The organism is Mesorhizobium sp. P2_B11 (assembly GCF_056404855.1).
On the sequence record NZ_JBFUDF010000015.1, the window covers coordinates 1 to 21,259 of the forward strand.

Sequence of the window (21,259 nt, forward strand, 5' to 3'; positions counted from 1 at the left end):
TTCGACTGTTCATCAAATGCCAGTCCCGGCTGCTCGGATCAGTCTTATTTTGCTGCGCTGCAACATGACGCCCCTTGCATTCCGGGGCGAACTCAGCCATATGCAGCCCATAGGCGCTTGGGCCGGGAGATTCCGGCCTTCTCGACAAATGAGACTGGTTGCGTCTGTTTTCCCTCTTTCCGATTGATCGGCAAGGTGGCGGAAAAGCCCCGTGGCATGATGCCTGCGGGCACGACAGCGCAGCCGAGTGGACGTTTCCGTCCGCCCGCCTTGTCGTTTCATATCAGATTTTTCGACGGCAGGTTGCGCCCTGCCGCCTTCGATGTTTGCGGCTAAGGCCGCGTGAAAGAAGACTATTTTGACCAACGAAAACACCTCAACCGGCAGCAACACTGTGGCCGGCAATACTGCGGACCTCACCGGTTTCGCAGCCCTTGGTATCACCGGCGCGCTGCTCAAGGCGACGCACGGTGCCGGCTTCACCGAGCCGAAGCCGATCCAGATGCAGGCGATCCCGCCGCAGATGGAAGGCCGTGACATTTTCGGTATCGCCCAGACCGGCTCCGGCAAGACCGCGGCCTTCGCGCTGCCGATCCTGTCGAAGATCATCGCGCTCGGCACCAAGCGCCGGGCCAAGACCACCCGTGCGCTGATCCTGGCGCCGACGCGTGAACTCGCCGTGCAGATCGAGGACACCATCAAGATCCTCGCCAAGGGCGCGCATGTCTCGACGGCGCTCGTGCTTGGCGGCGTGTCGCGCTTCAGCCAGGTGAAGAAGGTCGCTCCCGGCGTCGACATCCTGATCGCCACGCCCGGCCGCCTGACCGACCTGGTGCGCGAGGGCGACCTGATCCTCTCCGACACCAAATGGCTGGTGCTGGACGAGGGCGACCGCATGCTCGACATGGGCTTCATCAACGACGTCAAGCGCATCGCCAAGGCGACCGCGCCTGACCGTCAGACGGTGCTGTTCTCGGCCACCATGCCCAATGAAATCGCTGAACTGGCGAAGGGCCTGTTGAAGAACCCGATCCGCGTCGAAGTCGCGCCGCAAAGCACCGCTGCTGCCGAGATCGTGCAAGGCGTCGTCTTTGCCCGCACCAAGCAGAAGCGCCAGGTGCTGTCGACGATGCTCGCCGACGAGGCAATGAAGTCCGTCATCATCTTCTCGCGCACCAAGCATGGCGCCGACCGGGTGACCAAGGACCTCGAGCGCGACGGCTTCAAGGCCGCCGTCATCCACGGCAACAAGTCGCAGAACGCCCGCCAGAAGGCTCTCAACGATTTCCGCGAAGGTTCGGTGCGCATTCTGGTCGCGACCGACATCGCGGCGCGCGGCATCGACGTCCCCGGCATCAGCCATGTGGTGAATTTCGACCTGCCGGACGAGGCGGAAAGCTACGTCCACCGCATTGGCCGCACCGGTCGCAACGGCATGGACGGCATTGCGATCACGCTTTGCGATCCTTCCGAAAACAGCAAGCTGCGCCAGGTCGAGCGCATCATCCGCAGCAAGCTGCCGATCGTTGCCGACCATCTCGGCAGCCCCGATCCGGTGCGCAATCCGGCCGAAAAGAACGAGCGTTTCGAGCCGGCCAACGATCGCAACGACCGCAATGGCCGTCGCGACGGCAGGCGGCCCGGCGGCCAGAACAACGGCTTCGGCAAGAAGCGTTTTGGTGACAAGCCGGCCTTTGCAGGTGCGGGCGAGCGCAAGCCGGAAGGCGCCAAGCCCTTCAAGGGCAACAACAAGCGCCGCTTCGGCGGCAAGCGGCCCGCAGCGCGGGCTGCCTGATCGGACACATCGGCCAGGCGCGTCGCGCCTGGCTTGATTGCTGACTGTAGACATGAGGACGGCCGGAGCAGTGCTTCGGCCGTCCTTTTCGTTTTTGCGGCTATTCGGTAATTGCCTTCACCCAGACGACAATCCGCTGCGCCAGGAAGGCCGTGGTCGAGGGCGACAGCGCGTCGCCGGCGATGACGTGGTTGTCGGGATCGCCATTGTCGTCGACCGGCACCAGTTCATGCGGTGCGCCCCAGCGGCCGGCGATTTCACGGGTGCGGTCTTCGCGCACCACGCTGTCGGAATCCGAGAAGATGAAAAGACCCGGTATCGTCGCTTTCTCCACCGGTGCCGCGTAGGCGAGCTCGGTCAGCGCCGCCATCGGCAGTACGGCCGCCATCGGATAAGTGTGCGTCCAGAGTTTCTCATGCAGCGCGTTGCGGGTCGGAAAGCTGCGCTCCTTGCCGCCGACGAGTTCGGCGATCTGCTTGCCCCAGGGCATGGTCAGCAGCTCGGCGCCTGAGGCCCTGACGCCGAAATTCGGCGAGATGAATGCGATCGCGGCAACGCCGTCCGATGCGCCAGGCTCGGTCGCTGCCCAAGCCGCCAGCGAGCCGCCGGTCGAGGTGCCGATGACGATCACCTTGTCGCCGATGGCCCGGCCGATGGCGAGCGCCTCCTCATAGTCGTTGATCCAGGCATTGACGTTGCCTTGCGTCATGGCGGCGCCATCCTGCCCATGGCCGGTGAGGCGGGTGTAGAAGAGGTTGGCGTCGAGCTGGTCCGCGACCTCGTCGGCCAGCGGGCGAACCTCGCCCTTCGATGCCGAAAAGCCGTGGACATAGACGATCGCCAGCGGCGTCTTGGCGTGGACCATCGGATCGGCCCAGATGATTTCCTTCTCGAGCCCGTCACGGATGTTGGGGACGGCTGCCTCTTCACGCGCCAGATAGGCCTGCGGATCGTCGCCGATCACTTTGGGATCGAATCGGATCGTGGTGTCGACGGGAACGCGCGGACCAAGCAGGAAGGCCAGAACAAGGATGACGACGACGCCCAGCACCGCAAACACGATCCGTCGCCCCATTGCAGACTCCACGCAACAAATCTCAACCTATGGCGACGGCTGTGCCCAGGCAACTGCCGGCCTGTGGACAGTTATTCGTTCGGCGGCTTGCGGTCGAAATTCAGCGGCCGCCCCTGCCAGCGGGTCGCGGTGCCGATGAACCACCGGCAAAATGGCCGGGGCAGCAGCGCCAGCAGCTTCAGCCCCCAGCTCAGCCGGCGCGGGAAGGTGACCTCGAAGCCACCCTTTTCGATGCCGCGCAGCATGCGTCGCGAGGCGCGGTTGACCGGCATCAGTCCCGGCATCGGCAGCATGTTCTTTTCGGTCAGCGGCGTGTCGATGAACCCCGGATTCATCACCTGGACGCGGACATTCATCTTGTCGAAATCGTATTTCAGCGACTCGGCCAGGATGTTGATCGCCGCTTTCGAGCCGCCATAGGCGGCCGTGGTCGGCCAGCCGAAATAGGCTGTGACCGAGCCGACAAGCACGATATGGCCGCGCGCGCGAACGCGCATGCGCTCCATGACGGGGACGAGACCGTTGATGATGCCGAAATAGTTGACCTCGAAGGACTGGCGAAAGTCGCGCACCCTGAGGTCTTCGCCGGGCGTGGCGATGTAGTTGCCGGCGTTGAAGACGGCGAGCACTATTGGGCCGAGATCCTTTTCGATCGCCGCTACAGTCGCTGCCATGCGCGGCTCGTCGGTGACGTCGCAGGGGTAGGAAACCACGCGTCCCGGCATCTGTGCCGTCTCGACGATGAGCGCGTCGATCGGATGCTCGTCAAGCGCGCTTACGGCGACGACAAAACCCTTTGCCGCAAGGTCCTTGGCCAGAGCACGGCCGATGCCGCTGCTGCCGCCGGTGATCCAGGCGACGCCGTGCTTCGGGTTGGCCCGGTAAAGTGTCATTCTGCGCCCTGCCGATCTGTCATTAGTGCTCTAGCGGTGAAAAAATCGAATGAAAAGAGCGCTTTTCCGCACAAGGATGAAATGATCGTCATCGCGCGTCATCCGGCGGCAGGAGATTGCAGTACCCGAAATGCGACTGGACCAGGCGAATTCTTGCCTTGAAACGCAAGCTTCGGGTTTCTAGGGTCTCGCGCAGCTACATAAGGAATCCTGGATGCCCCGTTCTGTGATCGAAGCGATCGGCAACACGCCCCTGATCCGCCTCAACAAGGCCTCGGAAGCAACCGGCTGTGAGATTTTGGGCAAGGCTGAGTTCATGAATCCGGGGCAGTCGGTCAAGGATCGCGCGGGCTTGTTCATCATCCGCGACGCCGAACAGCGCGGGCTGTTGAGGCCGGGCGGCGTCATCGTCGAAGGTACGGCCGGCAATACCGGCATTGGCCTGACGCTGGTCGCCAAGGCGCTGGGCTATCGCACCGTGATCGTCATTCCCGACACGCAGAGCCAGGAGAAGAAAGACACGATCAAGCTGCTCGGCGCCGAGCTGATCGAAGTGCCGGCGGTGCCTTACAAGAACCCCAACAACTATGTGAAACTGTCGGGGCGGCTGGCCGAGCAGATGGCGCGCTCGGAGCCGAACGGTGCGATCTGGGCCAACCAGTTCGACAATGTCGCCAATCGCGACGGCCATATCCGCACCACGGCGGAAGAAATCTGGGCGCAGACCGGCGGCAAGGTCGACGGCTTTGTCTCGGCAGTGGGTTCGGGCGGCACGCTGGCCGGCGTCGCCTTCGGGCTGAAGGCCAAAAGCAAGAACGTCAAGATCGCGCTCGCCGATCCCCTGGGGGCGGCGCTCTATTCCTTCTACACCAGCGGCGAATTGAAGTCCGACGGCAGTTCGATCACGGAAGGCATAGGGCAGGGGCGCATCACCGCAAACCTCGACGGGTTCACGCCGGATTTCTCGTTCCAGGTGCCGGACGAGGAAGCACTGCCGATCGTCTTCGACCTGATCCAGGAAGAAGGCCTGTGCGTCGGCGGTTCGACCGGCATCAACATTGCCGGCGCCATCCGGCTGGCACGCGAGCTCGGCCCGGGCCACACCATCGTGACCATCCTTGCCGATTACGGCACGCGCTATCAGTCAAAACTGTTCAACCCGGAATTCCTGCGCGAGAAGAAACTGCCGGTGCCGGCCTGGATGGACGAGCGCAGCACAATTTCGGTGCCGTACGAGAAGGTTGCCTGATGGCGCACAAGACTGAAGCGCTGTTTCGCGACGACGCCTATCTCAGAACGGCCGATGCGACGGTGGTCGCGATCAATGAGCGCGGCGGCATCATTCTCGACCGGACGATCTTCTACGCGACATCGGGTGGCCAACCCGGCGACACCGGCACGATTGAGCGCGCCGACGGCAGCCGCGTCGCCATTGCCGCCACCATCACCGGCGAGACCAAGGACGAGATCATCCATGTGCCGGCGCCGGAGCAGCCGGTGCCCGAAATTGGCGAGCGTGTGAAACTCGCCATCGACTGGGAGCGGCGGCATCTGCTGATGCGCATGCATGCCGCCTGCCATTTGCTAACCGTCGTCTGTCCGTTTCCGATCACCGGTGCTGCGGTTTCCGAAGATGACAGCCGTGTCGACTTCGACGCTCCGGATGCCGGCTTCACCAAGGAAGATGTCACCGCCGGGTTGATGGAACTGGTGCGAGCCGATCACCCGATCTTCATCAGGCTGATTACCGATGAGGAACTGGCGGCCAATCCGGGCCTGGTAAAGTCGAAGAATGTCCGGCCGCCGGCCGGCACCGGCAAGATCCGCCTGGTTTGCATCGGCGACAACGCTTCGGTCGACAGCCAGCCCTGTGGCGGCACCCATGTCGAAAGCACCGGCGAGATCGGTGAGATCCATGTCGGCAAGATCGAAAAGAAGGGCCGCGAGAACCGGCGTTTTCGCATCCGCTTCGGACCGATGCCTGCGGCTTGAAACCAAGATGCTTCGCGTGCGCGAGGCAGGAGAACCACAATGGCCGATGACAGCCCTTTCATTGTCGATGCGGACTGGTTGCAGAGCCGTCTCGGTGAGCCCGGCCTGACGATTGTCGATGCGTCCTGGTATCTGCCGGCGCAAAAGCGCGATGCGCGCGCCGAGTATGAGGCGGCGCATATTCCCGGTGCGCGCTTCTTCGACCATGATGCGGCCTCGGATCCGGATGCCAAGCTGCCGCACACGCTGCCTTCGCCACAGCATTTCGCGCAATATGTCGGCGCCATGGGCATTTCGGCCGACGACACCATCATTGTCTATGACGGTCCGGGTTTCTTCTCGGCGCCGCGGGCGTGGTGGATGTTCCGCGTCATGGGCGTGTTCCAGGTCTATGTGCTGGACGGCGGCTTCGACCGCTGGAAGGCGGCAGGCAGGCCGGTGACGGCGGAGCCGACCAAGATCGCGCCAAATGTTTTTCATGCCGATTTCGATGCCGCCCGGGTCGCCAGCCTCGCCGACATGCGCCGCATCGTCGAAACGAAAGAGAGCCAGATTGCGGACGCTCGTGGCGCCGGCCGTTTCACTGGCACCGAGCCGGAGCCCCGCGCCGGCGTCCGCTCCGGCCACATGCCCGGCGCGCGCAACCTGCCTTATTCGGTGCTGTCGCAAGATGGCGCGCTGTTGTCGAAAGATCAGTTGCGCAAGGCTGTTGAGGATGCCGGCATCGATCTGTCGAAGCCCGTCGTTACCTCGTGTGGCTCCGGCATCACGGCGGCTGTCGTCACGCTGGCGCTGGAGACGCTCGGTCACACCGACAACAGGCTGTATGACGGCTCATGGACCGAATGGGGCGGGCTGGCCGATACGCCCGTTGCAACGGGTAAGGAATGATGGCTATGGAAAACGGCGTGCTGGACGACATCGAGGTTACGGTGACGTTTCTGGAAATGCATGTGCCGCCGGCCTATTCGCCGCCCGTGCCCTACAACAAGCAGATCGCGCTGTTGAGGACCAAGGACATTCCGCTGCATTTCTACCGCTATCTGATGGATCGGGTGGGGCGCAAATGGCATTGGGTCAATGTGCTGAGGCTGGACGATGACGAGCTCTCAGCCGGCATCCACCGCGAGGACCGCGACATAAGGGTGCTTTATCTCGACGGCGCGCCTGCCGGGTTCTTCGACCTCAAGCCGCATCTGCCGGAGGAAGTCGAACTCGCTTATTTCGGCATGATGGAGCATGCGACGGGGCAAGGCATCGGCCGCTGGTTCCTGGGCGCGGCGATCGCCGCCGCCTGGTCCTACGGGCCGAAGCGGGTGACGGTGCAGACCTGCACGCTCGACCATCCGGCCGCCTTGCCGCTCTACCAGAAGCTCGGCTTCGCGCCGGTGGCGCAAAAGAAGGAAACCGTGCATCCGCTGCCATTCGCCGAGCGCTCGGCCAGTGTCATGCGGCCTTGATTTCCTGAAGGCTGAACCAGCTGTTCATCGGCGCTTCAGACTGCCTTTGCCATGGTGGCGTCAACACTGACGCGACCATTGCCGAGGAGAAAGACATGCTGAGCCGACGTACATTTGCCGCAGCGCTGATCGCTGCCCTTGCACTGCCGACACTTGGGCCGACCTTGGCCGCCGCACAGGCGACCACACCGTCGGCGGCAACGATCGAACGACAGCTCGACGCGGCGCCGCGGGTGAAACTGCGCCCCAACCAGCGCGTCACCATCCGCGAATTCAAGCGCCGGCCGGATCTGCGGCGCCAGGCGCGCTCGATCGACATCCAGTCGATCAATTTCGCTTTCGGCTCGGCGGCCATTTCCAGCTCGCAATACGGCAAGATCGAAAACATCGCCGACGCCCTGGAGCGCATCCTGCGCCGCGATCCCCGCGCCCGCGTGCTGATCGAGGGCCACACTGACGCGGTCGGCTCCTTCCAGTCGAATCAGATCCTCTCCGAGCAACGCGCCGGCTCGCTGAAGCGCACTTTGGTGCGCGAGTTCGGCGTGCCGGGCTATGCGCTGGAAACTGTAGGCTATGGCGAGGAATTCCTGCTGGTGCAGACCCAGGACGAGAACTGGCGCAACCGTCGCGTGACGCTGCGCCGCTTCGACGATTTCATCCGCTGACCAAGACCGAAATTCCAAGGCAAGGTTTTCAGCAGTCCGGCTTGAAATGGCCGGGCTGCTGGCGGCCTCACAGCCTTGGCAGGAATCGGGTGGGAGCCACCTGCGTGGCGGCATAATTTCCGGTCGACAACATCGGAGATCCAGCCATGACCGTTCAGTTCAAAGCCTTGCCGACAGAAGACGTCAGAGCCCTGCAGCGCGGCGGGCCGGATGCCTATGGCCAGACGCCCGAGCGCAGGATTTCCGATGGTGATGGTGTGCCTTGCCGGCATTGCCTGAGAAACGTCGCTGAAGGCGATGGCTATCTGATCCTGGCCTACCGGCCGTTTCCCGAGCTGCAGCCTTACGCCGAGACCGGACCGATCTTTCTGCATGCGCAGGAATGCGAACGTGCAGCCGAAACCGAAGCGCTTCCGGATATGCTCGAGAGCAGCGACTATATCGTGCGCGGCTATGGGGTTGATGACCGCATCGTCTATGGCAGCGGCGGCGTCATTCCCACGCATGACATAGCGGCGCGAGCCGAGACATTGTTCGAGCGCGACGACATCGCCTATGTCCATGTCCGCTCGGCGCGCAACAATTGCTATCAGTGCCGCATCGAGCGCGCCTGACAAAAAAGATGCCCGCCGATCGTCTGGCGGGCAGTTGGGAACCGTGTGACGGAAGCTGCCGCCGAAGAGGCCCGCATAGGAGACATCAGGCGTTCGGGAGGCAGGCTGGGGCCGTCAAGTTGGCAGTATCTGTCTGCGCAGGTTTTTCGAATGGCTGATGTGAAGCACTTCACACAGCGCCAGCGATCGGCGCGAACATGGCGGCGCGCGGCTGGCTGAGAACTGTCGCACTGCCGTCGCATTCATACGCTAAAAGGGACATGTCGATGGATTTGCCGACCGCGGATGAACCGGCGGGAATCTCGACGACTGAGGAAGCGGGGCTTTGGCTCCGCTTTTTTGTTGCCCGCTTTGTTCCACGCAAAGAAAAAGCCCGCCGGAATTGACCGACGGGCTTTTGACCATGCCTGGGCGGTTCTTAGTTGAATTTATACTTCGCACCGAGGCGAACGGTCTGGAAGGAAAGCTCGTCAGTCAGCAGGCCGTCCGAGCCGAAGTCCTCTTTCTCATACTGCGAATAGCGGTATTCGAGACCGAGCGTCATGTTGGAGGAAACGGCCGTTTCCAGGCCGCCGCCGATCGAGAAGCCGCTCGAACCCCAGTCGATAATGTCGCCGACCGGGGAGGAGGCGTGCAGGTCGAAATGCTGCCAGCTGTAACCGCCGATGACATAGGCCAGCGTCGATTCGTTGACCTTGGCGCCGACGCGGGCCAGGGCATCGAAGCCGTAGTCGGCATCACCCTTGATCGATCCGCCGAAGAGGTCGAGCTTCGAACGGATGCCGGAGTAACGGGCGTCCAATTGAACGCCGGCAACCCAGCTGCCGAAATCATGGTCGTAACCGACGCTTGCTTCGCCGAACACGCCTTCGCCGCCGATGCCGTCCACCTCGAGGGCACTAAACAGCGTCAGGTCATGCACCACAGTGCCGGCGCCAAGAGCGCCACCGACATAGAAGCCGGTCCAGTTGTAGGTCGGAGCAGCAAACGAGGCACCGCCGCCATTCTGGGCATTGAAACGGTAGTTGGCTGCGATGTGGAAGGTATGCGTGGACGGCTCGACATCCAGAGAGGTGCCGGGGCCGCCAATGATGCCGAGGTCAGCCACCGAATCGTTGCCATAGTTGGCGTAGCGATACTCGGTCTTCAGCGTCCAGTTGCCCCGCAGCACGGTTTCCATGCCGACGCCGAGAACGTAGCCGCTGCGGTTTTCCGTGAAATCAATACCGTCCGCGAAACCCGAACCCTCGAGCTTGAAATGGTTCCAGGTGTAGCCGCCGAGCACATAGCCGAGCGTATCGGGGTTCAGGAGATAGCCGGCGCGTAAGCCAGCGTCGAAACCATAAGCGTTGGTCAGGTCGATATCAGCGCCCGGAAGGCTGATCGACGGGCCGATATTGCCAACGTTGGCGTCGATGAAGCCGCCGAGCAGGAAGCGTTCCGAGACCATATAGTCGTAGCCGGCGGTGATTTCGCCGAACACGCCATTGCCGCCGAGACCATTGAAGTCGACCACCGGGTCGACGCTGATACGATGCACGGTGGCGCCAAAGCCGCCGCCGATGCCGACATAGGCACCGCTCCAGTTGAAGCCTGCCGGTGCTTCCACCGGCTGCACTACGTCGGCGGCATGCGCAACCGAGATCAAAGCCAACGCCGAGACGGCGCCGAGCAGAACAGATTTAGCAGACATTTTAGCCCTTACCCCTGAAAACAACCCCACCGTGTTCTAGCAGGACGCCTCCTGAATTAGGAATGACATAAATGCCACAATAACAGGCAAATGCAGTGCCGCGGCGGAGCGCTTTGCCGTGCGCTGCCTCGGAGCAGGCATTTTGCGGGCGGGCCGGCCAAGAAAAACCCGCCGGTGGTACAACCGGCAGGTGAGGGAGGCAGAAGCTGTTTTAGGTCGGTCAGGCGGCCAGAACCGCCTTGGGTTCGACCATCTCGTAGCCGAGCGCCTCGGCGACGGCGCGGTTGGTGATCTTGCCCCTGTGGACATTGAGACCGTTGCGCAGATGATGGTCGTCGACCAGCGCCTTCAGGCCCTTGTCGGCCAGCTGCAGGCCATAATGCAGCGTCGCGTTGTTGAGCGCGTGCGCCGAGGTGACCGGAACGGCGCCTGGCATGTTGGCGACGCAATAATGGATGACGCCGTCGACTTCATAGGTCGGATCGGCATGGGTGGTGGCGTGCGAGGTTTCGAAGCAGCCGCCCTGGTCGATCGCGACGTCGACCAGCACCGAGCCCTTCTTCATGCCCGACAGCATTTCGCGGGTCACCAGCTTGGGCGCGGCCGCCCCCGGGATGAGTACGGCGCCAACGACGATGTCGGCCGAGAAGCATTCTTCTTCCAGCGCCTCGACGGTGGAGTAGCGGGTGTGGACGCGGCCGGCAAAGAGGTCGTCGAGCTGGCGCAGGCGCGGGATCGAGCGGTCGATGATGGTGACGTCGGCGCCAAGGCCGGCCGCCATGCGGGCGGCATGCAGGCCGACGACGCCGCCGCCGAGCACGGTGACCTTGCCGGGCAGCACGCCGGGCACGCCGCCGAGCAGCACGCCCCGGCCGCCATTGGCCTTCTGCAGCGCCGTGGCGCCGGCCTGGATCGACAGGCGGCCGGCGACCTCCGACATCGGCGCCAGGAGCGGCAGGCCGCCGCGGTCGTCGGTTACGGTCTCGTAGGCAATCGCGGTGACGCCGGAGGCGAGCAGGCCCTTGGTCTGTTCCGGATCCGGAGCCAGGTGCAGATAGGTGTAGAGGATCTGGCCGTCGCGCAACTGCGCCCACTCATTGGGCTGCGGCTCCTTGACCTTGACGATCATGTCCGACTTGGCAAACACGTCAGCGGCGGTCTTGGCAATGGTGGCGCCGGCGGCGCGGTAGGCGTTGTCATCGGCGCCGATGCCGGCGCCGGCGCCGGTTTCGACCAGCACCTCATGACCGTGCGCGACATATTCGCGGACCGAGCCCGGCGTCAGGCCGACGCGGTATTCGTGGTTCTTGATTTCCTTGGGGCAGCCGACGCGCATTGTCTTCTCCTGATCCGGCCCTTTTTGGGCTCGTTCCCTGTATGAACCCAGTCAACCATGAATCGTTGCGCAAGTGTTTGCGAATGCGCTTGCGCGAGACCATGTGTTTCGATAATCGTTGCGCGAAATTGCATTATTTTCGCAGGAATCGCTAGAAATGCCGCTCGATAGGATCGATATCGCCATTCTCGAGACATTGCAGAAGGATGGGCGCATACCCAATGCGGCGCTGGCCGAACGAGTTGGCCTGTCGCAGTCGGCCTGCTCGCGTCGCCTCGACAATCTGGAGAAATCCGGGACCATCCGCGGCTATCACGCCCGGCTTTCAAATGCCGCGCTCGGCCACCAGATGACGGCGATCGTGCACATCTCGCTGTCGGGGCAATTCGAAAAGACGCTGTCGGATTTCGAGGCGGCGATCAAGCGTTGCCCGAATGTGCTGTCGTGCCATCTGATGTCAGGCGAATACGACTACATCCTGCGCATCGCCGCCAAGGATCTGGTCGACTATGAGCGCATCCACAAGGAATGGCTGTCGGCGATGCCGCATGTGACCAAGATCAATTCGTCATTTGCCTTGCGCGAGATCGTCGATCGGACCGCCATGGGCATGAAGCCGGAACTGGCTTAACGCCAAAGGCAGATCCGGACGTCCTTGCCGATATAGCACGCGCCTTCGCGGCGAAGGTCTTCCCAGCGTTCATCACCGTGCGTTGCGCGAATGTCGGAGTTGCCATAGCCCGCCCAGATATCGCCGTCCTTGTAGACATCCGCCCAATAATCCTGGGACATTTCGCCAGCGCCACTATGCGGATCAGGATAGTCGATCCCTGCAAAAACCTGCCGGGGCCCCTGGATGTTGAAATCGCCGCCCTGCTCGATTTGATAGGAGCACCGTCCGGATATGCGGGTCTGACCGTCAGCAACAAGCAGGCAGCGGCCCCATTTATAGCCGCTGGGCAAACGATGTGGTTGCGCATGCAAAGGCGAAAGGGAAAACGCAATTGCAAGGGCAGTTGCTATGGTTCGTCCGATCATCCGCGTCACCCGTTGCGAAGCAGCCAATTCAAGAGCGGCTGGACACTGTTGAATCCGCCCAGAGCGCGGTGCTCCGCTGTCTCCTTGAAGTTCATGCTATTGGTCGACCAAGTCGGATTTTTGGCATTGGCGAAATCCAGCCGGTTTCATTTGCCGAACGGGCGCTTAGGCCTCGGTCACCAGCCGATCCATCGGGATGTCGTGCGGCTGCGGGTAGATGGTGGCGATGCGCTGCAGCTCGTAGCCGACGCCGATGACCAGTGGCTTGAACGGCATTGCCGCCAGCGTGCGGTCGAAGAAGCCGCCGCCGTAGCCCAGGCGGTAGTTTTGCGGATCGATGCCGACGATCGGTGAAATGACGATATCGGGCAGCACCGGATCGCCTTCTGCGGGGATCGGGATGTTCCAGACGCCTTTTTCCAGCCGGTCGCCCGGAACATAGGCGCGGAAGATCAGCGGCTGGCCCTTCTCGATGACGATGGGCAGCGCCGTGCGTCCGCCGCGTTCATTGATAGACGCCATCCAGGGCCGCAGGTCGGGCTCGCCACGAAACGGCCAGTAGAGACTGACCATGCGGCCGGCAATGTCGCCGATCATCGCGTCGAGACCGTCGGCAATACGCTGCGACATGGCTGCGCGCGCATCGGCTGAAACAGCAAGACGCGCCGCGATCAGCCGTTCGCGCTCGGCCTTGCGCCAACGCCTGACGTCGGTCCAGTCGGTTAATGGCGCGCGAAATTCCGGGTCGAGTTCATGCATGAAGCAAGGCGGCGAAGAATAGTGCGCCGGGCCTTCGCCATCTTTGGCGCCGTCATGATCGTTGGCCATGCCTCACTCCCGTGATCCTGTCCGGCGAGGCTATACCCGTCCGAGCCTGCGGACATAGGCATTCGCGACATTGGAAGGCGAGTCTTGGGCAGCCTTGATGCATGGCAGTCTTGCGCGCCGTGACATTGTTGCGATGCACAAAAATCATTAGATAAGGACGGTGAAAACGAGGTGAGTGCTATGAATGAAACCAGCCATCATGTCGTTGTCGTCGGTGCGGGATTCGGTGGTCTCGAACTCACCCGGGCGCTGTCCGGTGCACCGGTGCGCATCACCATGATCGACAAGCGCAACCACCATCTTTTCCAGCCGCTGCTTTACCAGGTGGCGACCACGTCGCTGGCGACGTCCGAGGTGGCCTGGCCGATCCGCCATCTGTTGCGCAAGCGCAAGGATGTGACGACACTGCTCGGCAACGTCACCGGCGTCGACCGCCAGGGCAAGCGCGTGCTGCTCGAGGACGGCAGTTCGGTTGCCTACGACACGCTGGTGCTCGCTACCGGCGCGCGCCACGCCTATTTCGGCCATGACGAATGGGAGCCTTTCGCGCCCGGGCTGAAGACGCTGGAGGACGCCACGACGATCCGCCGCCGCATCCTGCTCGCCTTCGAGCAGGCCGAGCGCGAGACCGATCCGGCCAAGCGCCAGGCGCTGCTGACGCTGGTCATCGTTGGCGGCGGCCCGACCGGCGTCGAGCTTGCCGGCACCATTGTCGAACTCGCGCATGAGACGCTGCGCGGCGAATTCCGCAACATCGACACGCGTGAGGCGCGCGTTGTGCTGGTCGAGGCCGGCGACCGGATTCTCGCCAATTTCGCGCCGGAACTGTCCGACTATGCCCGCAAGGCGCTGGAACGGCGGGGCGTCACGGTGGAACTCGGCCGCGCCGTTACGCGCCTCGATGCCGAAGGCGTCGTCTTTGGTGACACGCACCTGCAGGCAAGGACGATCCTGTGGGCGGCAGGTGTTGCCGCTTCGCCCGCCGGAGAGTGGCTGGGCGCGCCGGTCGACCGGGCGGGCAGGGTGATGGTCGAGCCCGATCTGACCGTGCCCAACAGCCCGGAGATATTCGTCATCGGCGACACGGCGCATGTGCTGCGGCCGGACGGAAAGCCGGTGCCCGGCGTCGCGCCCTCAGCCAAGCAGGAGGGCAAGCATGTCGCGGCGACGATCAAGGCGCGGCTGGCCGGGGACAGTGCGCCGCGTCCGTTCCGTTACAAACATGCCGGCGACCTCGCGACGATCGGCAAATGGGCGGCGGCGATCGATTTCGGCTGGATCAAGCTCACCGGCTGGCTCGCCTGGTGGCTGTGGGGCGTGGCCCACATTTACTTTCTGATCGGCTTTCGCAACCGGCTGTCGGTATCGCTTAGCTGGCTATGGATTTATTTCACCGGCCAGCGCAGCGCCCGGCTGATCACCCAGGGCGACGACGACAAGGGCTGAGGTCTTCCTGTCGGCCACGGATATTCATCCGGCCGTCACCTTTTGCTGATCGACTGACTTCACGGTGGACATGGCCGGCTTTCGGCGCGTAGCTTCCGCCCGGGGCTGGGGTGTTCACGTCGCTGGGAAGGAAAACCAATGTCGCCTTTGCTCCACCCCATCTCCCGCCGCGGTTTTCTTGCCGGTGCGGCCGCTACAGGCGCGCTGATCATGCTGCATCCGTTTTCCGCCCGCGCTGAGGCCAATCAGGCGCATCTCAGGATCATGGAGACCACCGACATCCATGTGAATGTGCTGCCTTACGATTACTACGCCGACAAAGCGAACGACACGATGGGCCTGTCGCGGACGGCCTCGCTGATCGCGGCGGTGCGCAAGGAAGCCACCAATGCAATGCTGATCGACAATGGTGACCTTCTGCAGGGCAACCCGATGGGCGACTACATCGCCTACGAAAAGGGCCTTAGGGATGGCGATCTGCATCCGATCATGAAGGGCATGAACCTGCTCGGCTATGAATGCTCGACGCTCGGCAATCACGAGTTCAATTACGGCCTGTCGTTTCTCGACAAGGTGCTGGCCGGGGCCAATTTTCCGTTCGTCTGCGCCAATCTGATCCGCGGTACCGAACTTGCCGCCAACCCGCGCGACGACAAGCTCTATCTCAAGCCCTACGTCATCCTCGACAAGAAGATTAAGGACGGGGCGGGCGCCGAGCAGCCGATCAAGATCGGTATCATCGGCTTCGTGCCGCCGCAGATCATGGTCTGGGACCTGAAGAACCTGGAAGGCAATGTCCGCACGCGCGACATCGTCGAGGCGGCCACGGCCTGGGTGCCTGAGATCAAGGAGGCGGGCGCCGACATCGTCATTGCGCTCTCGCATTCCGGCATCGATATCAAACAGGGCGACGGCATGGAGAATGCTTCCTTCTTCGTTGCCGGCGTCGAGGGCATCGATGCGGTGTTCACCGGCCATCAGCATCTGGTCTTTCCTGGCAAGAAGGACTTTCAGGCGCTTGACGGCGTCGACACTGAAAAAGGCACGCTGCAAGGCAAGCCGGCAGTGATGGGCGGCTTCTGGGGCTCGCATATGGGCCTGATCGACCTTTTGCTGGAACGTGATGGATCGAAATGGCGCGTGGTCTCGGCGACCTCGGAGGCACGGCCGATCTACGAACGCGTCGACAAGGCGAACAAGCCGACGGTTGCCGACGACCAGCGCATCGTCGATGCGCTGAAGGCGGACCATGAGGCGACACTGGCCTATGTTCGCCGTCCGGTCGGCAAGACCTCGGCGCCGCTCTATTCTTATTTCGCGCTGGTGGCCGACGATCCGTCGGTGCAGATCGTCAACCAGGCGCAGAACTGGTACCTCAAGAATATCTTGAAGAGCACGCAGTGGAAGGATGTGCCGCTGCTGTCGGCGGCGGCACCCTTCAAGGCCGGCGGCCGCAACGGCGCCGACTACTACACCGATGTGCCGGTGGGCGACATCGCCATCAAGAACGTCGCCGATCTCTATCTCTACCCCAACACGGTGCGGGCGGTTGAGATCACCGGGGCGCAGGTCAAGGAATGGCTGGAAATGTCGGCCGGCATCTTCAGGAGGATCGAGCCGGGCAAAGCCGACCAGGCGCTGATCGACACCGAATTCCCGTCCTATAATTTCGATGTCATCGATGGCGTCAGCTACAAGATAGACCTGTCACAACCGCCGAAATACGATGCCAAGGGTGGCGTCGCCAATGCCGGCTCCAGCCGCATCGTCGATCTCAGCTACGATGGCAAGCCTATTGATCCGGCAGCGAAATTCGTCGTCGCCACCAACAATTACCGCGCCGGCGGCGGCGGCAATTTTCCCGACATCAACGCTTCGAAGATCATCTACGAGGCGCCGGACACCAACCGTGACGTGATCGTGCGCTATGTCGTCAGCGAGGGCACGATCAATCCGTCGGCCGACGACAATTGGTCGTTCACGCCGCTGCCCGGAACCAGTGTCGTGTTCGAGACCGGCCCCAAGGCGAAGGATTTTATATCAAGTGTGAAATCGCTGAAGATCGAGCCGGTGGGCGAGGGCGAAGCCGCGTTTGCGAAGTACCGCATCCTGCTTTGAGAAAGGAGCGGGCAAACGCCCGCTCAACTAAGTCTACGCCTTGTAGACCACCTGACGCACGTCGATGTAGCTGGCTCTGAAGCCGGCTTCGCAATAGTGGAGGTAAAACTCCCAGAGCTTCTTGAAGCGGTCGTCGAAGCCGAGAGGGACGATCTTTTCCCACGACTGCCAGAAGCGGTTGCGCCATTCGGCCAGCGTGCGGGCATAGTCGTCCGGGAAGACGCGCTCGCGCAGATGGGCAAGGCCATGGTCGCTTCCCAGCGTCTTCAGGATCGACGGCGTCGGCAGCATGCCGCCCGGAAAAACATAGCGCTGGATGAAATCCGGCCGCGCCCGATAGGTATCGTAGGCGGCCTCGTTGATGGTGATGATCTGCAGGCCGGCGGTGCCGCCAGGCCTCAGGCACGCCTTCATCTTGCCGAAGAACACCGGCCAGTATTTTTCGCCAACCGCCTCAAACATCTCGATCGATGCGATGCGGTCGTAAGTGCCTGTTTCGTCGCGGTAATCCTGCAGCTTGATGTCGACCTTGTCGGCAAGTCCGGCCTTCTGGATGCGCTCCTTGGCGAAATCGTGCTGTTCGCGGCTGATGGTCAGGCCGGTGACGCGGCAGCCGATCTCGCGCGCGGCAAATTCGGCAAAACCACCCCAGCCGCAGCCGATCTCCAGCACATGGTCTTTTTTGCCGATGCCGGTGTCCTTGGCCAAGGCGCGGTATTTGGCGGCCTGCGCGCTTTCAAGGTCGTTGGCGCCGGTGGCATAGAGCGCCGACGAATAGGTCATGCTCGGATCGAGCCATTGCTTGTAGAAGGCGTTGCCGAGGTCGTAATGCGCCGAAATGTTGCGCTTCGAGCCGGTGCGGGTGTTTTCGTTGAACCAGTGGCGGATGCGCTGGACAGTGTTGATGAGCCAGCTGGCGCCGCCGGCGACGCGTTCACCGATGGCCGAGTTGACGACGAACAGTTCGAGAAAGCTGGTCACGTCAGGGCTTTCCCAATCGCCATCCATGTAGGATTCGGCAACGCCGATGGTGCCGCCGGAAAAGGCGCGGCCGGGCAGGCGCCAGTTCTTCAGCACCAGTTCGGCGTCGGGGCCGGGCGCATTGCCGCCGACAAGAACGGCGCGGCCGTCCGGCATCCTTACCTTCAGCGAACCGCGCGGCAGTTTCATCGCCGCCGACAGCACCATGCGCGCCTTGGCCGGCAAGCCCTTGACGATCTCGGCGAAGTTGAACTCGTCCAGCCTGATGGCGTCGCCGACGCCCTTGTTGTCCCTAGCAGCCATCTCACATCCCCTGGACTTCCGCGGGGACGGCGCAAGATCTGCCGGCCTCCACATCCTCCACATTTCATTCGCCAGGCGCGAACGCCGCACCCTGCGTGAATTTTCGCCACAATCTTCCACCGCATCGACCGGAACTTCAAGAGGCAAGCTGTGGGCGCGGCTGGACCAAGGCAGCCGGTTCGAGGCCGGAATTCGGGCGACGATCGGCCGTCGGCGAAATCACTATGGTTACGAACCGCCACATACGTTAGTTTCAGCCATGCGTTACGTCGTCGTCATCATGGCCATCGCCTTTTTCCTGATCTGGGACGGCCTCTACAACAGCGGCCGCTATCTCGACACCTCGGTCCGGGAGATGTCGCGCATCGTGCGCTACGTCACCGGCGGGGGCTAGCTTTTTGCGCCTCTGCAAAGTCGCCCTCCGGCACCGCCGGGCGCGACATCGTGGCGGTTGACGCGGCGGTCCCGCTCACCCAAAAACATGCCGGCAATTCGAAAGTGGAGGCAGGCGTGATCCGGCATATCGTTTTCTTCAGCGCGCGGCGCAAGGACGATGTCGAGGCCGTGCGCACGGGCTTGCTCAACCTGGGCAAGATCCCGCATTCAAACCTGTTCGAGGTGACGCTCAACACCAAGGTCGATCCGTTGTCGGACGCGATCGACGTGGTCGTCTATGCCGAGTTCGAGGACGATGCGGCCTTGGCCGCCTACAAGGCGCACCCACTCTATGCCGAGACGACCAGCCGGGTCAAACCATTGCGCGAATTGCGCTATTCGGCCGATGTCGTGGCGATGGCCTGATCGGGCCGGCAGGAAACCTCGCCAGTTTTTCACAAGCGGAATTCATACATCGGGCTGCGCGAATCGCATGCCAGCGGCGGAAACGCTTGAACCAATTTCCGGAATGATGCACACCGCGCCGGCATGACCAGCGCAACCCATCCGCTTGACCATCTGGTGCTGCCTACGGCGAGCCTCGCCGCGGCGCGGGCGCGGCTGACATCGCTCGGCTTCATCGTCGCGCCAACCGGAATCCACCCTTTCGGCACAGAAAATTGCTGCGTGTTCTTCGCCGACGGCACCTATCTCGAGCCGCTCGCGGTTGGCAACGAACAGGTGGCGGCGGACGCGATTGCCGGCGGCAATGTCTTTGTCGCGCGCGATCGCCGCTATCGCGCCAGCCTGGGCGATGAGGGCTTTTCCGCTGTGGTGCTGGGCACCACTGATGCCGAAGCGGATCATACGCGCTATGTCTCGGCCGGCCTGTCGGCGGGAGACGTATTGAGCTTTTCGCGCGCCTTCACGGATGCGGCGGGAAAGAGCGATGTGGCGTCGTTCAAGCTGGCTTTTGCGTCCAGCGCCACAGCGACGGACGCGTTTCTGTTCGCTTGCGAGCGGATCAATGCGCCGAAAATCGACCGCTCGGCCCTGCAGGCCCATGCCAATGGCGTGACCGGCATTGCCGAAATCGTGGCAGTCAGCGATGCGCCTTCCACACAGGCTCTGCTGATCTCGGCAGTGGCTGGCTCGAAGCAGGAGAGCGGTGCGGTCTTCGACCTGCCGAATGGTCGCCTGACCGTTCTCGATCCTGCGGCTTTCACCGCGCGCTTTGGCTTTGCCGCCGGCGCGCCGACGGACCTTCGCTTCGCGGCGATCGTCTTTTCGATCCGCAGTGTTGATGTCGCCGCCCGGCTGCTTGCAGCAAACGCCATCCGGCACGATATAGCGGGCAACGAAATTGTCGTGCAGCCGGCATCCGGGCAGGGCGCGGCCTTCATCTTCCTGGAGATCCCATGAGCAAGCCCCAAGCGTCCAATGCGATGGCGCCCAATTCGGCAGTAACCGTCGGTAACGTCGTTTTCGACAACAATGCGGCCCTGGCGCTGATTGCCGGCCCGTGCCAGTTCGAATCGCGCCAGCACGCCTTCGACATGGCCGGCGCGCTGAAGGAACTGACTGGCAAGCTCGGCATCGGCCTCGTCTACAAGACCAGCTACGACAAGGCCAACCGCACCTCGCTGTCGGCGACGCGCGGCGCCGGCATGGATGCGGCCCTTCCGGTGTTTGACGAGTTGCGCAAGGCGTTTTCGCTTCCCATTCTGACCGACGTCCACACCGAGGAGCAGTGCGCGATCGTGGCACCCCATGTCGATGTGCTGCAGATCCCGGCCTTCCTGTCGCGCCAGACCGACATGCTGGTTGCCGCCGCCAAGACCGGCAAGGTGATCAACGTCAAGAAGGGCCAGTTCCTTGCCCCTTGGGATATGAAGAACGTCGTCGCCAAGATCACCGGCTCCGGCAACGCCAACGTGCTCACCACCGAGCGCGGCGCTTCCTTCGGCTACAACACGCTGGTGTCGGACATGCGGGCCTTGCCCGTGATGGCCGAGATCGGCGCGCCGGTGATTTTCGACGCCACACATTCGGTGCAGCAGCCAGGCGGGCAGGGCGGTTCCTCCGGCGGTGAGCGCCGCTTTGTCGAAACGCTTGCCCGCGCTGCCGTTGCCGTCGGCGTCGCCGGCGTCTTCATCGAAACCCATCAGGATCCCGACAATTCGACCTCCTCCGACGGCCCCAACATGCTGCCGCTGAAGGATATGCCGGCATTGCTCGAAAAGCTTATGGCGTTCGACCGCATCGCCAAGGGCGTTGCCTGACTGGCCACCGTGATGGTCAGCTTGTAGTCGGCAAAGGCCGGCTGTAGGCTCCTCCTTGCAAATGAGCGTCTTGGCAGGAGGAAGCCATGTCTGTTGCCCGCGTCACCGAAATCACGTCGTCGTCGAAAAAGAGCTTTCAGGACGCCATCGAGAAGGGAATTGCGCGCGCCTCAAAGACCCTGAAGAACGTCGAAGGCGCCTGGATCCAGGACCAGAAGATCGTCGTCGAGGACGGCAAGATCGCGGCCTACCGCGTCAACATGAAAGTGACGTTCATCCTCGCGGAGTAACCGCCCGCCGCTCAAAAAAGTCGGGAACTTTCGCCCGCGCCCCTCATTGTCAAAGTAGCATCAACGACAATGAGG

Annotated in this window: 22 protein-coding genes; 15 read left to right on the plus strand and 7 right to left on the minus strand. The window is 62.7% G+C overall.

Annotation, left to right across the window (positions count from 1 at the left end; genetic code table 11):
* Positions 1–358 precede the first annotated feature (358 nt).
* The gene (locus AC1DYJ_RS30610; RefSeq protein WP_477281517.1) at positions 359–1,795 is read left to right on the plus strand and encodes a DEAD/DEAH box helicase; all 1,437 of its coding nucleotides are present in this window, start codon (positions 359–361) and stop codon (positions 1,793–1,795) included.
* Positions 1,796–1,895: 100 nt separating this feature from the next.
* Here the strand turns inward: AC1DYJ_RS30610 and AC1DYJ_RS30615 are convergent, their stop codons facing one another.
* Entirely contained in the window at positions 1,896–2,870 is a 975-nt protein-coding gene (locus AC1DYJ_RS30615; protein ID WP_477281519.1) for an alpha/beta hydrolase, read from the minus strand.
* Between the two features lie 71 nt (positions 2,871–2,941).
* Positions 2,942–3,763 carry an SDR family oxidoreductase gene (locus AC1DYJ_RS30620; RefSeq protein ID WP_477281521.1) on the minus strand — a complete coding sequence of 274 codons (822 nt, stop codon included), beginning with the start codon at positions 3,761–3,763 and terminating at the stop codon, positions 2,942–2,944.
* 214 nt (positions 3,764–3,977) lie between these two features.
* Between AC1DYJ_RS30620 and AC1DYJ_RS30625 the strand changes: the two genes are divergently transcribed.
* The 6 genes from AC1DYJ_RS30625 to AC1DYJ_RS30650 all read left to right on the plus strand — a co-directional run bounded on the left by AC1DYJ_RS30625 (position 3,978) and on the right by AC1DYJ_RS30650 (position 8,494).
* Complete coding sequence (locus AC1DYJ_RS30625; RefSeq protein ID WP_477281522.1) at positions 3,978–5,012, plus strand: cysteine synthase A; 1,035 nt, start codon at positions 3,978–3,980, stop codon at positions 5,010–5,012.
* Positions 5,012–5,755 carry an alanyl-tRNA editing protein gene (locus AC1DYJ_RS30630; protein ID WP_477281524.1) on the plus strand — a complete coding sequence of 248 codons (744 nt, stop codon included), beginning with the start codon at positions 5,012–5,014 and terminating at the stop codon, positions 5,753–5,755. The genes AC1DYJ_RS30625 and AC1DYJ_RS30630 overlap by 1 nt, the downstream gene beginning before the upstream one ends.
* A 39-nt stretch (positions 5,756–5,794) precedes the next feature.
* Positions 5,795–6,646 (plus strand): 3-mercaptopyruvate sulfurtransferase, encoded by an 852-nt coding sequence (gene sseA / locus AC1DYJ_RS30635; protein ID WP_477281526.1) that lies wholly within the window; start codon positions 5,795–5,797, stop codon positions 6,644–6,646.
* Positions 6,647–6,651: 5 nt separating this feature from the next.
* Complete coding sequence (locus tag AC1DYJ_RS30640) at positions 6,652–7,215, plus strand: GNAT family N-acetyltransferase (protein WP_477281757.1); 564 nt, start codon at positions 6,652–6,654, stop codon at positions 7,213–7,215.
* Between the two features lie 95 nt (positions 7,216–7,310).
* Positions 7,311–7,880: an OmpA family protein gene (locus tag AC1DYJ_RS30645; protein WP_477281528.1), complete on the plus strand. Its 570-nt coding sequence runs from the start codon at positions 7,311–7,313 to the stop codon at positions 7,878–7,880.
* Positions 7,881–8,026: 146 nt separating this feature from the next.
* Positions 8,027–8,494, plus strand: a complete 468-nt coding sequence (locus tag AC1DYJ_RS30650) for a DUF1203 domain-containing protein (RefSeq protein WP_477281530.1) — start codon at positions 8,027–8,029, stop codon at positions 8,492–8,494.
* Between the two features lie 418 nt (positions 8,495–8,912).
* Here AC1DYJ_RS30650 and AC1DYJ_RS30655 read toward each other — a convergent pair whose 3' ends face one another.
* Positions 8,913–10,187 (minus strand): outer membrane protein, encoded by a 1,275-nt coding sequence (locus tag AC1DYJ_RS30655; RefSeq protein ID WP_477281532.1) that lies wholly within the window; start codon positions 10,185–10,187, stop codon positions 8,913–8,915.
* 220 nt (positions 10,188–10,407) lie between these two features.
* Entirely contained in the window at positions 10,408–11,523 is a 1,116-nt protein-coding gene (gene ald, locus AC1DYJ_RS30660; protein WP_477281534.1) for an alanine dehydrogenase, read from the minus strand.
* Positions 11,524–11,680: 157 nt separating this feature from the next.
* Here ald and AC1DYJ_RS30665 point away from each other — a divergent pair, with 157 nt between their 5' ends.
* Complete coding sequence (locus AC1DYJ_RS30665) at positions 11,681–12,154, plus strand: Lrp/AsnC family transcriptional regulator (protein ID WP_112395099.1); 474 nt, start codon at positions 11,681–11,683, stop codon at positions 12,152–12,154.
* On the opposite strand, the gene AC1DYJ_RS30670 is transcribed toward AC1DYJ_RS30665, so the two are convergent.
* Together AC1DYJ_RS30670 and AC1DYJ_RS30675 are read right to left on the minus strand one after the other, a co-directional pair.
* Positions 12,151–12,561, minus strand: a complete 411-nt coding sequence (locus tag AC1DYJ_RS30670; RefSeq protein ID WP_477281536.1) for a hypothetical protein — start codon at positions 12,559–12,561, stop codon at positions 12,151–12,153. The genes AC1DYJ_RS30665 and AC1DYJ_RS30670 overlap by 4 nt on opposite strands.
* A 165-nt stretch (positions 12,562–12,726) precedes the next feature.
* Positions 12,727–13,389, minus strand: coding sequence for a 5-formyltetrahydrofolate cyclo-ligase (locus AC1DYJ_RS30675; RefSeq protein WP_477281538.1), 663 nt, complete (start codon positions 13,387–13,389; stop codon positions 12,727–12,729).
* Between the two features lie 180 nt (positions 13,390–13,569).
* Here AC1DYJ_RS30675 and AC1DYJ_RS30680 point away from each other — a divergent pair, with 180 nt between their 5' ends.
* Together AC1DYJ_RS30680 and AC1DYJ_RS30685 are read left to right on the plus strand one after the other, a co-directional pair.
* Entirely contained in the window at positions 13,570–14,835 is a 1,266-nt protein-coding gene (locus tag AC1DYJ_RS30680) for an NAD(P)/FAD-dependent oxidoreductase (protein WP_477281540.1), read from the plus strand.
* A gap of 138 nt (positions 14,836–14,973) precedes the next feature.
* Positions 14,974–16,953 carry a bifunctional 2',3'-cyclic-nucleotide 2'-phosphodiesterase/3'-nucleotidase gene (locus tag AC1DYJ_RS30685; RefSeq protein ID WP_477281542.1) on the plus strand — a complete coding sequence of 660 codons (1,980 nt, stop codon included), beginning with the start codon at positions 14,974–14,976 and terminating at the stop codon, positions 16,951–16,953.
* 33 nt (positions 16,954–16,986) lie between these two features.
* Here the strand turns inward: AC1DYJ_RS30685 and AC1DYJ_RS30690 are convergent, their stop codons facing one another.
* A complete protein-coding gene (locus AC1DYJ_RS30690) occupies positions 16,987–18,237 on the minus strand; it encodes a class I SAM-dependent methyltransferase (RefSeq protein WP_477281544.1) in 1,251 nt (416 codons plus the stop codon).
* Between the two features lie 259 nt (positions 18,238–18,496).
* On the opposite strand from AC1DYJ_RS30690, the gene AC1DYJ_RS30695 reads away from it, so the two are divergent.
* The 5 genes from AC1DYJ_RS30695 (at position 18,497) to AC1DYJ_RS30715 (ending at position 21,184) form a co-directional block, all read left to right on the plus strand.
* Positions 18,497–18,631 carry a hypothetical protein gene (locus AC1DYJ_RS30695; protein ID WP_268926460.1) on the plus strand — a complete coding sequence of 45 codons (135 nt, stop codon included), beginning with the start codon at positions 18,497–18,499 and terminating at the stop codon, positions 18,629–18,631.
* A 116-nt stretch (positions 18,632–18,747) separates the two neighbouring features.
* A complete protein-coding gene (locus AC1DYJ_RS30700; protein ID WP_477281759.1) occupies positions 18,748–19,038 on the plus strand; it encodes a Dabb family protein in 291 nt (96 codons plus the stop codon).
* Between the two features lie 123 nt (positions 19,039–19,161).
* Positions 19,162–20,034, plus strand: a complete 873-nt coding sequence (locus tag AC1DYJ_RS30705) for a VOC family protein (RefSeq protein ID WP_477281546.1) — start codon at positions 19,162–19,164, stop codon at positions 20,032–20,034.
* Entirely contained in the window at positions 20,031–20,894 is an 864-nt protein-coding gene (kdsA, locus tag AC1DYJ_RS30710; RefSeq protein ID WP_477281548.1) for a 3-deoxy-8-phosphooctulonate synthase, read from the plus strand. Before AC1DYJ_RS30705 ends, kdsA begins: the two co-directional genes overlap by 4 nt.
* Positions 20,895–20,980: 86 nt before the next feature.
* The gene (locus AC1DYJ_RS30715; RefSeq protein ID WP_027045027.1) at positions 20,981–21,184 is read left to right on the plus strand and encodes a dodecin family protein; all 204 of its coding nucleotides are present in this window, start codon (positions 20,981–20,983) and stop codon (positions 21,182–21,184) included.
* Positions 21,185–21,259 lie beyond the last annotated feature (75 nt).

Coding starts and splice junctions, on each gene's coding strand:
- ald (WP_477281534.1), bottom strand. CDS start 11,523: ATGCGCGTCGGCTGCCCCAAGGAAATCAAGAACCACGAATACCGCGTC.
- AC1DYJ_RS30615 (WP_477281519.1), bottom strand. CDS start 2,870: ATGGGGCGACGGATCGTGTTTGCGGTGCTGGGCGTCGTCGTCATCCTT.
- AC1DYJ_RS30645 (WP_477281528.1), top strand. CDS start 7,311: ATGCTGAGCCGACGTACATTTGCCGCAGCGCTGATCGCTGCCCTTGCA.
- AC1DYJ_RS30705 (WP_477281546.1), top strand. CDS start 19,162: ATGACCAGCGCAACCCATCCGCTTGACCATCTGGTGCTGCCTACGGCG.
- AC1DYJ_RS30670 (WP_477281536.1), bottom strand. CDS start 12,561: ATGATCGGACGAACCATAGCAACTGCCCTTGCAATTGCGTTTTCCCTT.
- AC1DYJ_RS30650 (WP_477281530.1), top strand. CDS start 8,027: ATGACCGTTCAGTTCAAAGCCTTGCCGACAGAAGACGTCAGAGCCCTG.
- kdsA (WP_477281548.1), top strand. CDS start 20,031: ATGAGCAAGCCCCAAGCGTCCAATGCGATGGCGCCCAATTCGGCAGTA.
- AC1DYJ_RS30685 (WP_477281542.1), top strand. CDS start 14,974: ATGTCGCCTTTGCTCCACCCCATCTCCCGCCGCGGTTTTCTTGCCGGT.
- AC1DYJ_RS30655 (WP_477281532.1), bottom strand. CDS start 10,187: ATGTCTGCTAAATCTGTTCTGCTCGGCGCCGTCTCGGCGTTGGCTTTG.
- AC1DYJ_RS30680 (WP_477281540.1), top strand. CDS start 13,570: ATGAATGAAACCAGCCATCATGTCGTTGTCGTCGGTGCGGGATTCGGT.
- AC1DYJ_RS30715 (WP_027045027.1), top strand. CDS start 20,981: ATGTCTGTTGCCCGCGTCACCGAAATCACGTCGTCGTCGAAAAAGAGC.
- AC1DYJ_RS30620 (WP_477281521.1), bottom strand. CDS start 3,763: ATGACACTTTACCGGGCCAACCCGAAGCACGGCGTCGCCTGGATCACC.
- AC1DYJ_RS30630 (WP_477281524.1), top strand. CDS start 5,012: ATGGCGCACAAGACTGAAGCGCTGTTTCGCGACGACGCCTATCTCAGA.
- AC1DYJ_RS30665 (WP_112395099.1), top strand. CDS start 11,681: ATGCCGCTCGATAGGATCGATATCGCCATTCTCGAGACATTGCAGAAG.
- sseA (WP_477281526.1), top strand. CDS start 5,795: ATGGCCGATGACAGCCCTTTCATTGTCGATGCGGACTGGTTGCAGAGC.
- AC1DYJ_RS30690 (WP_477281544.1), bottom strand. CDS start 18,237: ATGGCTGCTAGGGACAACAAGGGCGTCGGCGACGCCATCAGGCTGGAC.
- AC1DYJ_RS30675 (WP_477281538.1), bottom strand. CDS start 13,389: ATGGCCAACGATCATGACGGCGCCAAAGATGGCGAAGGCCCGGCGCAC.
- AC1DYJ_RS30695 (WP_268926460.1), top strand. CDS start 18,497: ATGCGTTACGTCGTCGTCATCATGGCCATCGCCTTTTTCCTGATCTGG.
- AC1DYJ_RS30640 (WP_477281757.1), top strand. CDS start 6,652: ATGGAAAACGGCGTGCTGGACGACATCGAGGTTACGGTGACGTTTCTG.
- AC1DYJ_RS30625 (WP_477281522.1), top strand. CDS start 3,978: ATGCCCCGTTCTGTGATCGAAGCGATCGGCAACACGCCCCTGATCCGC.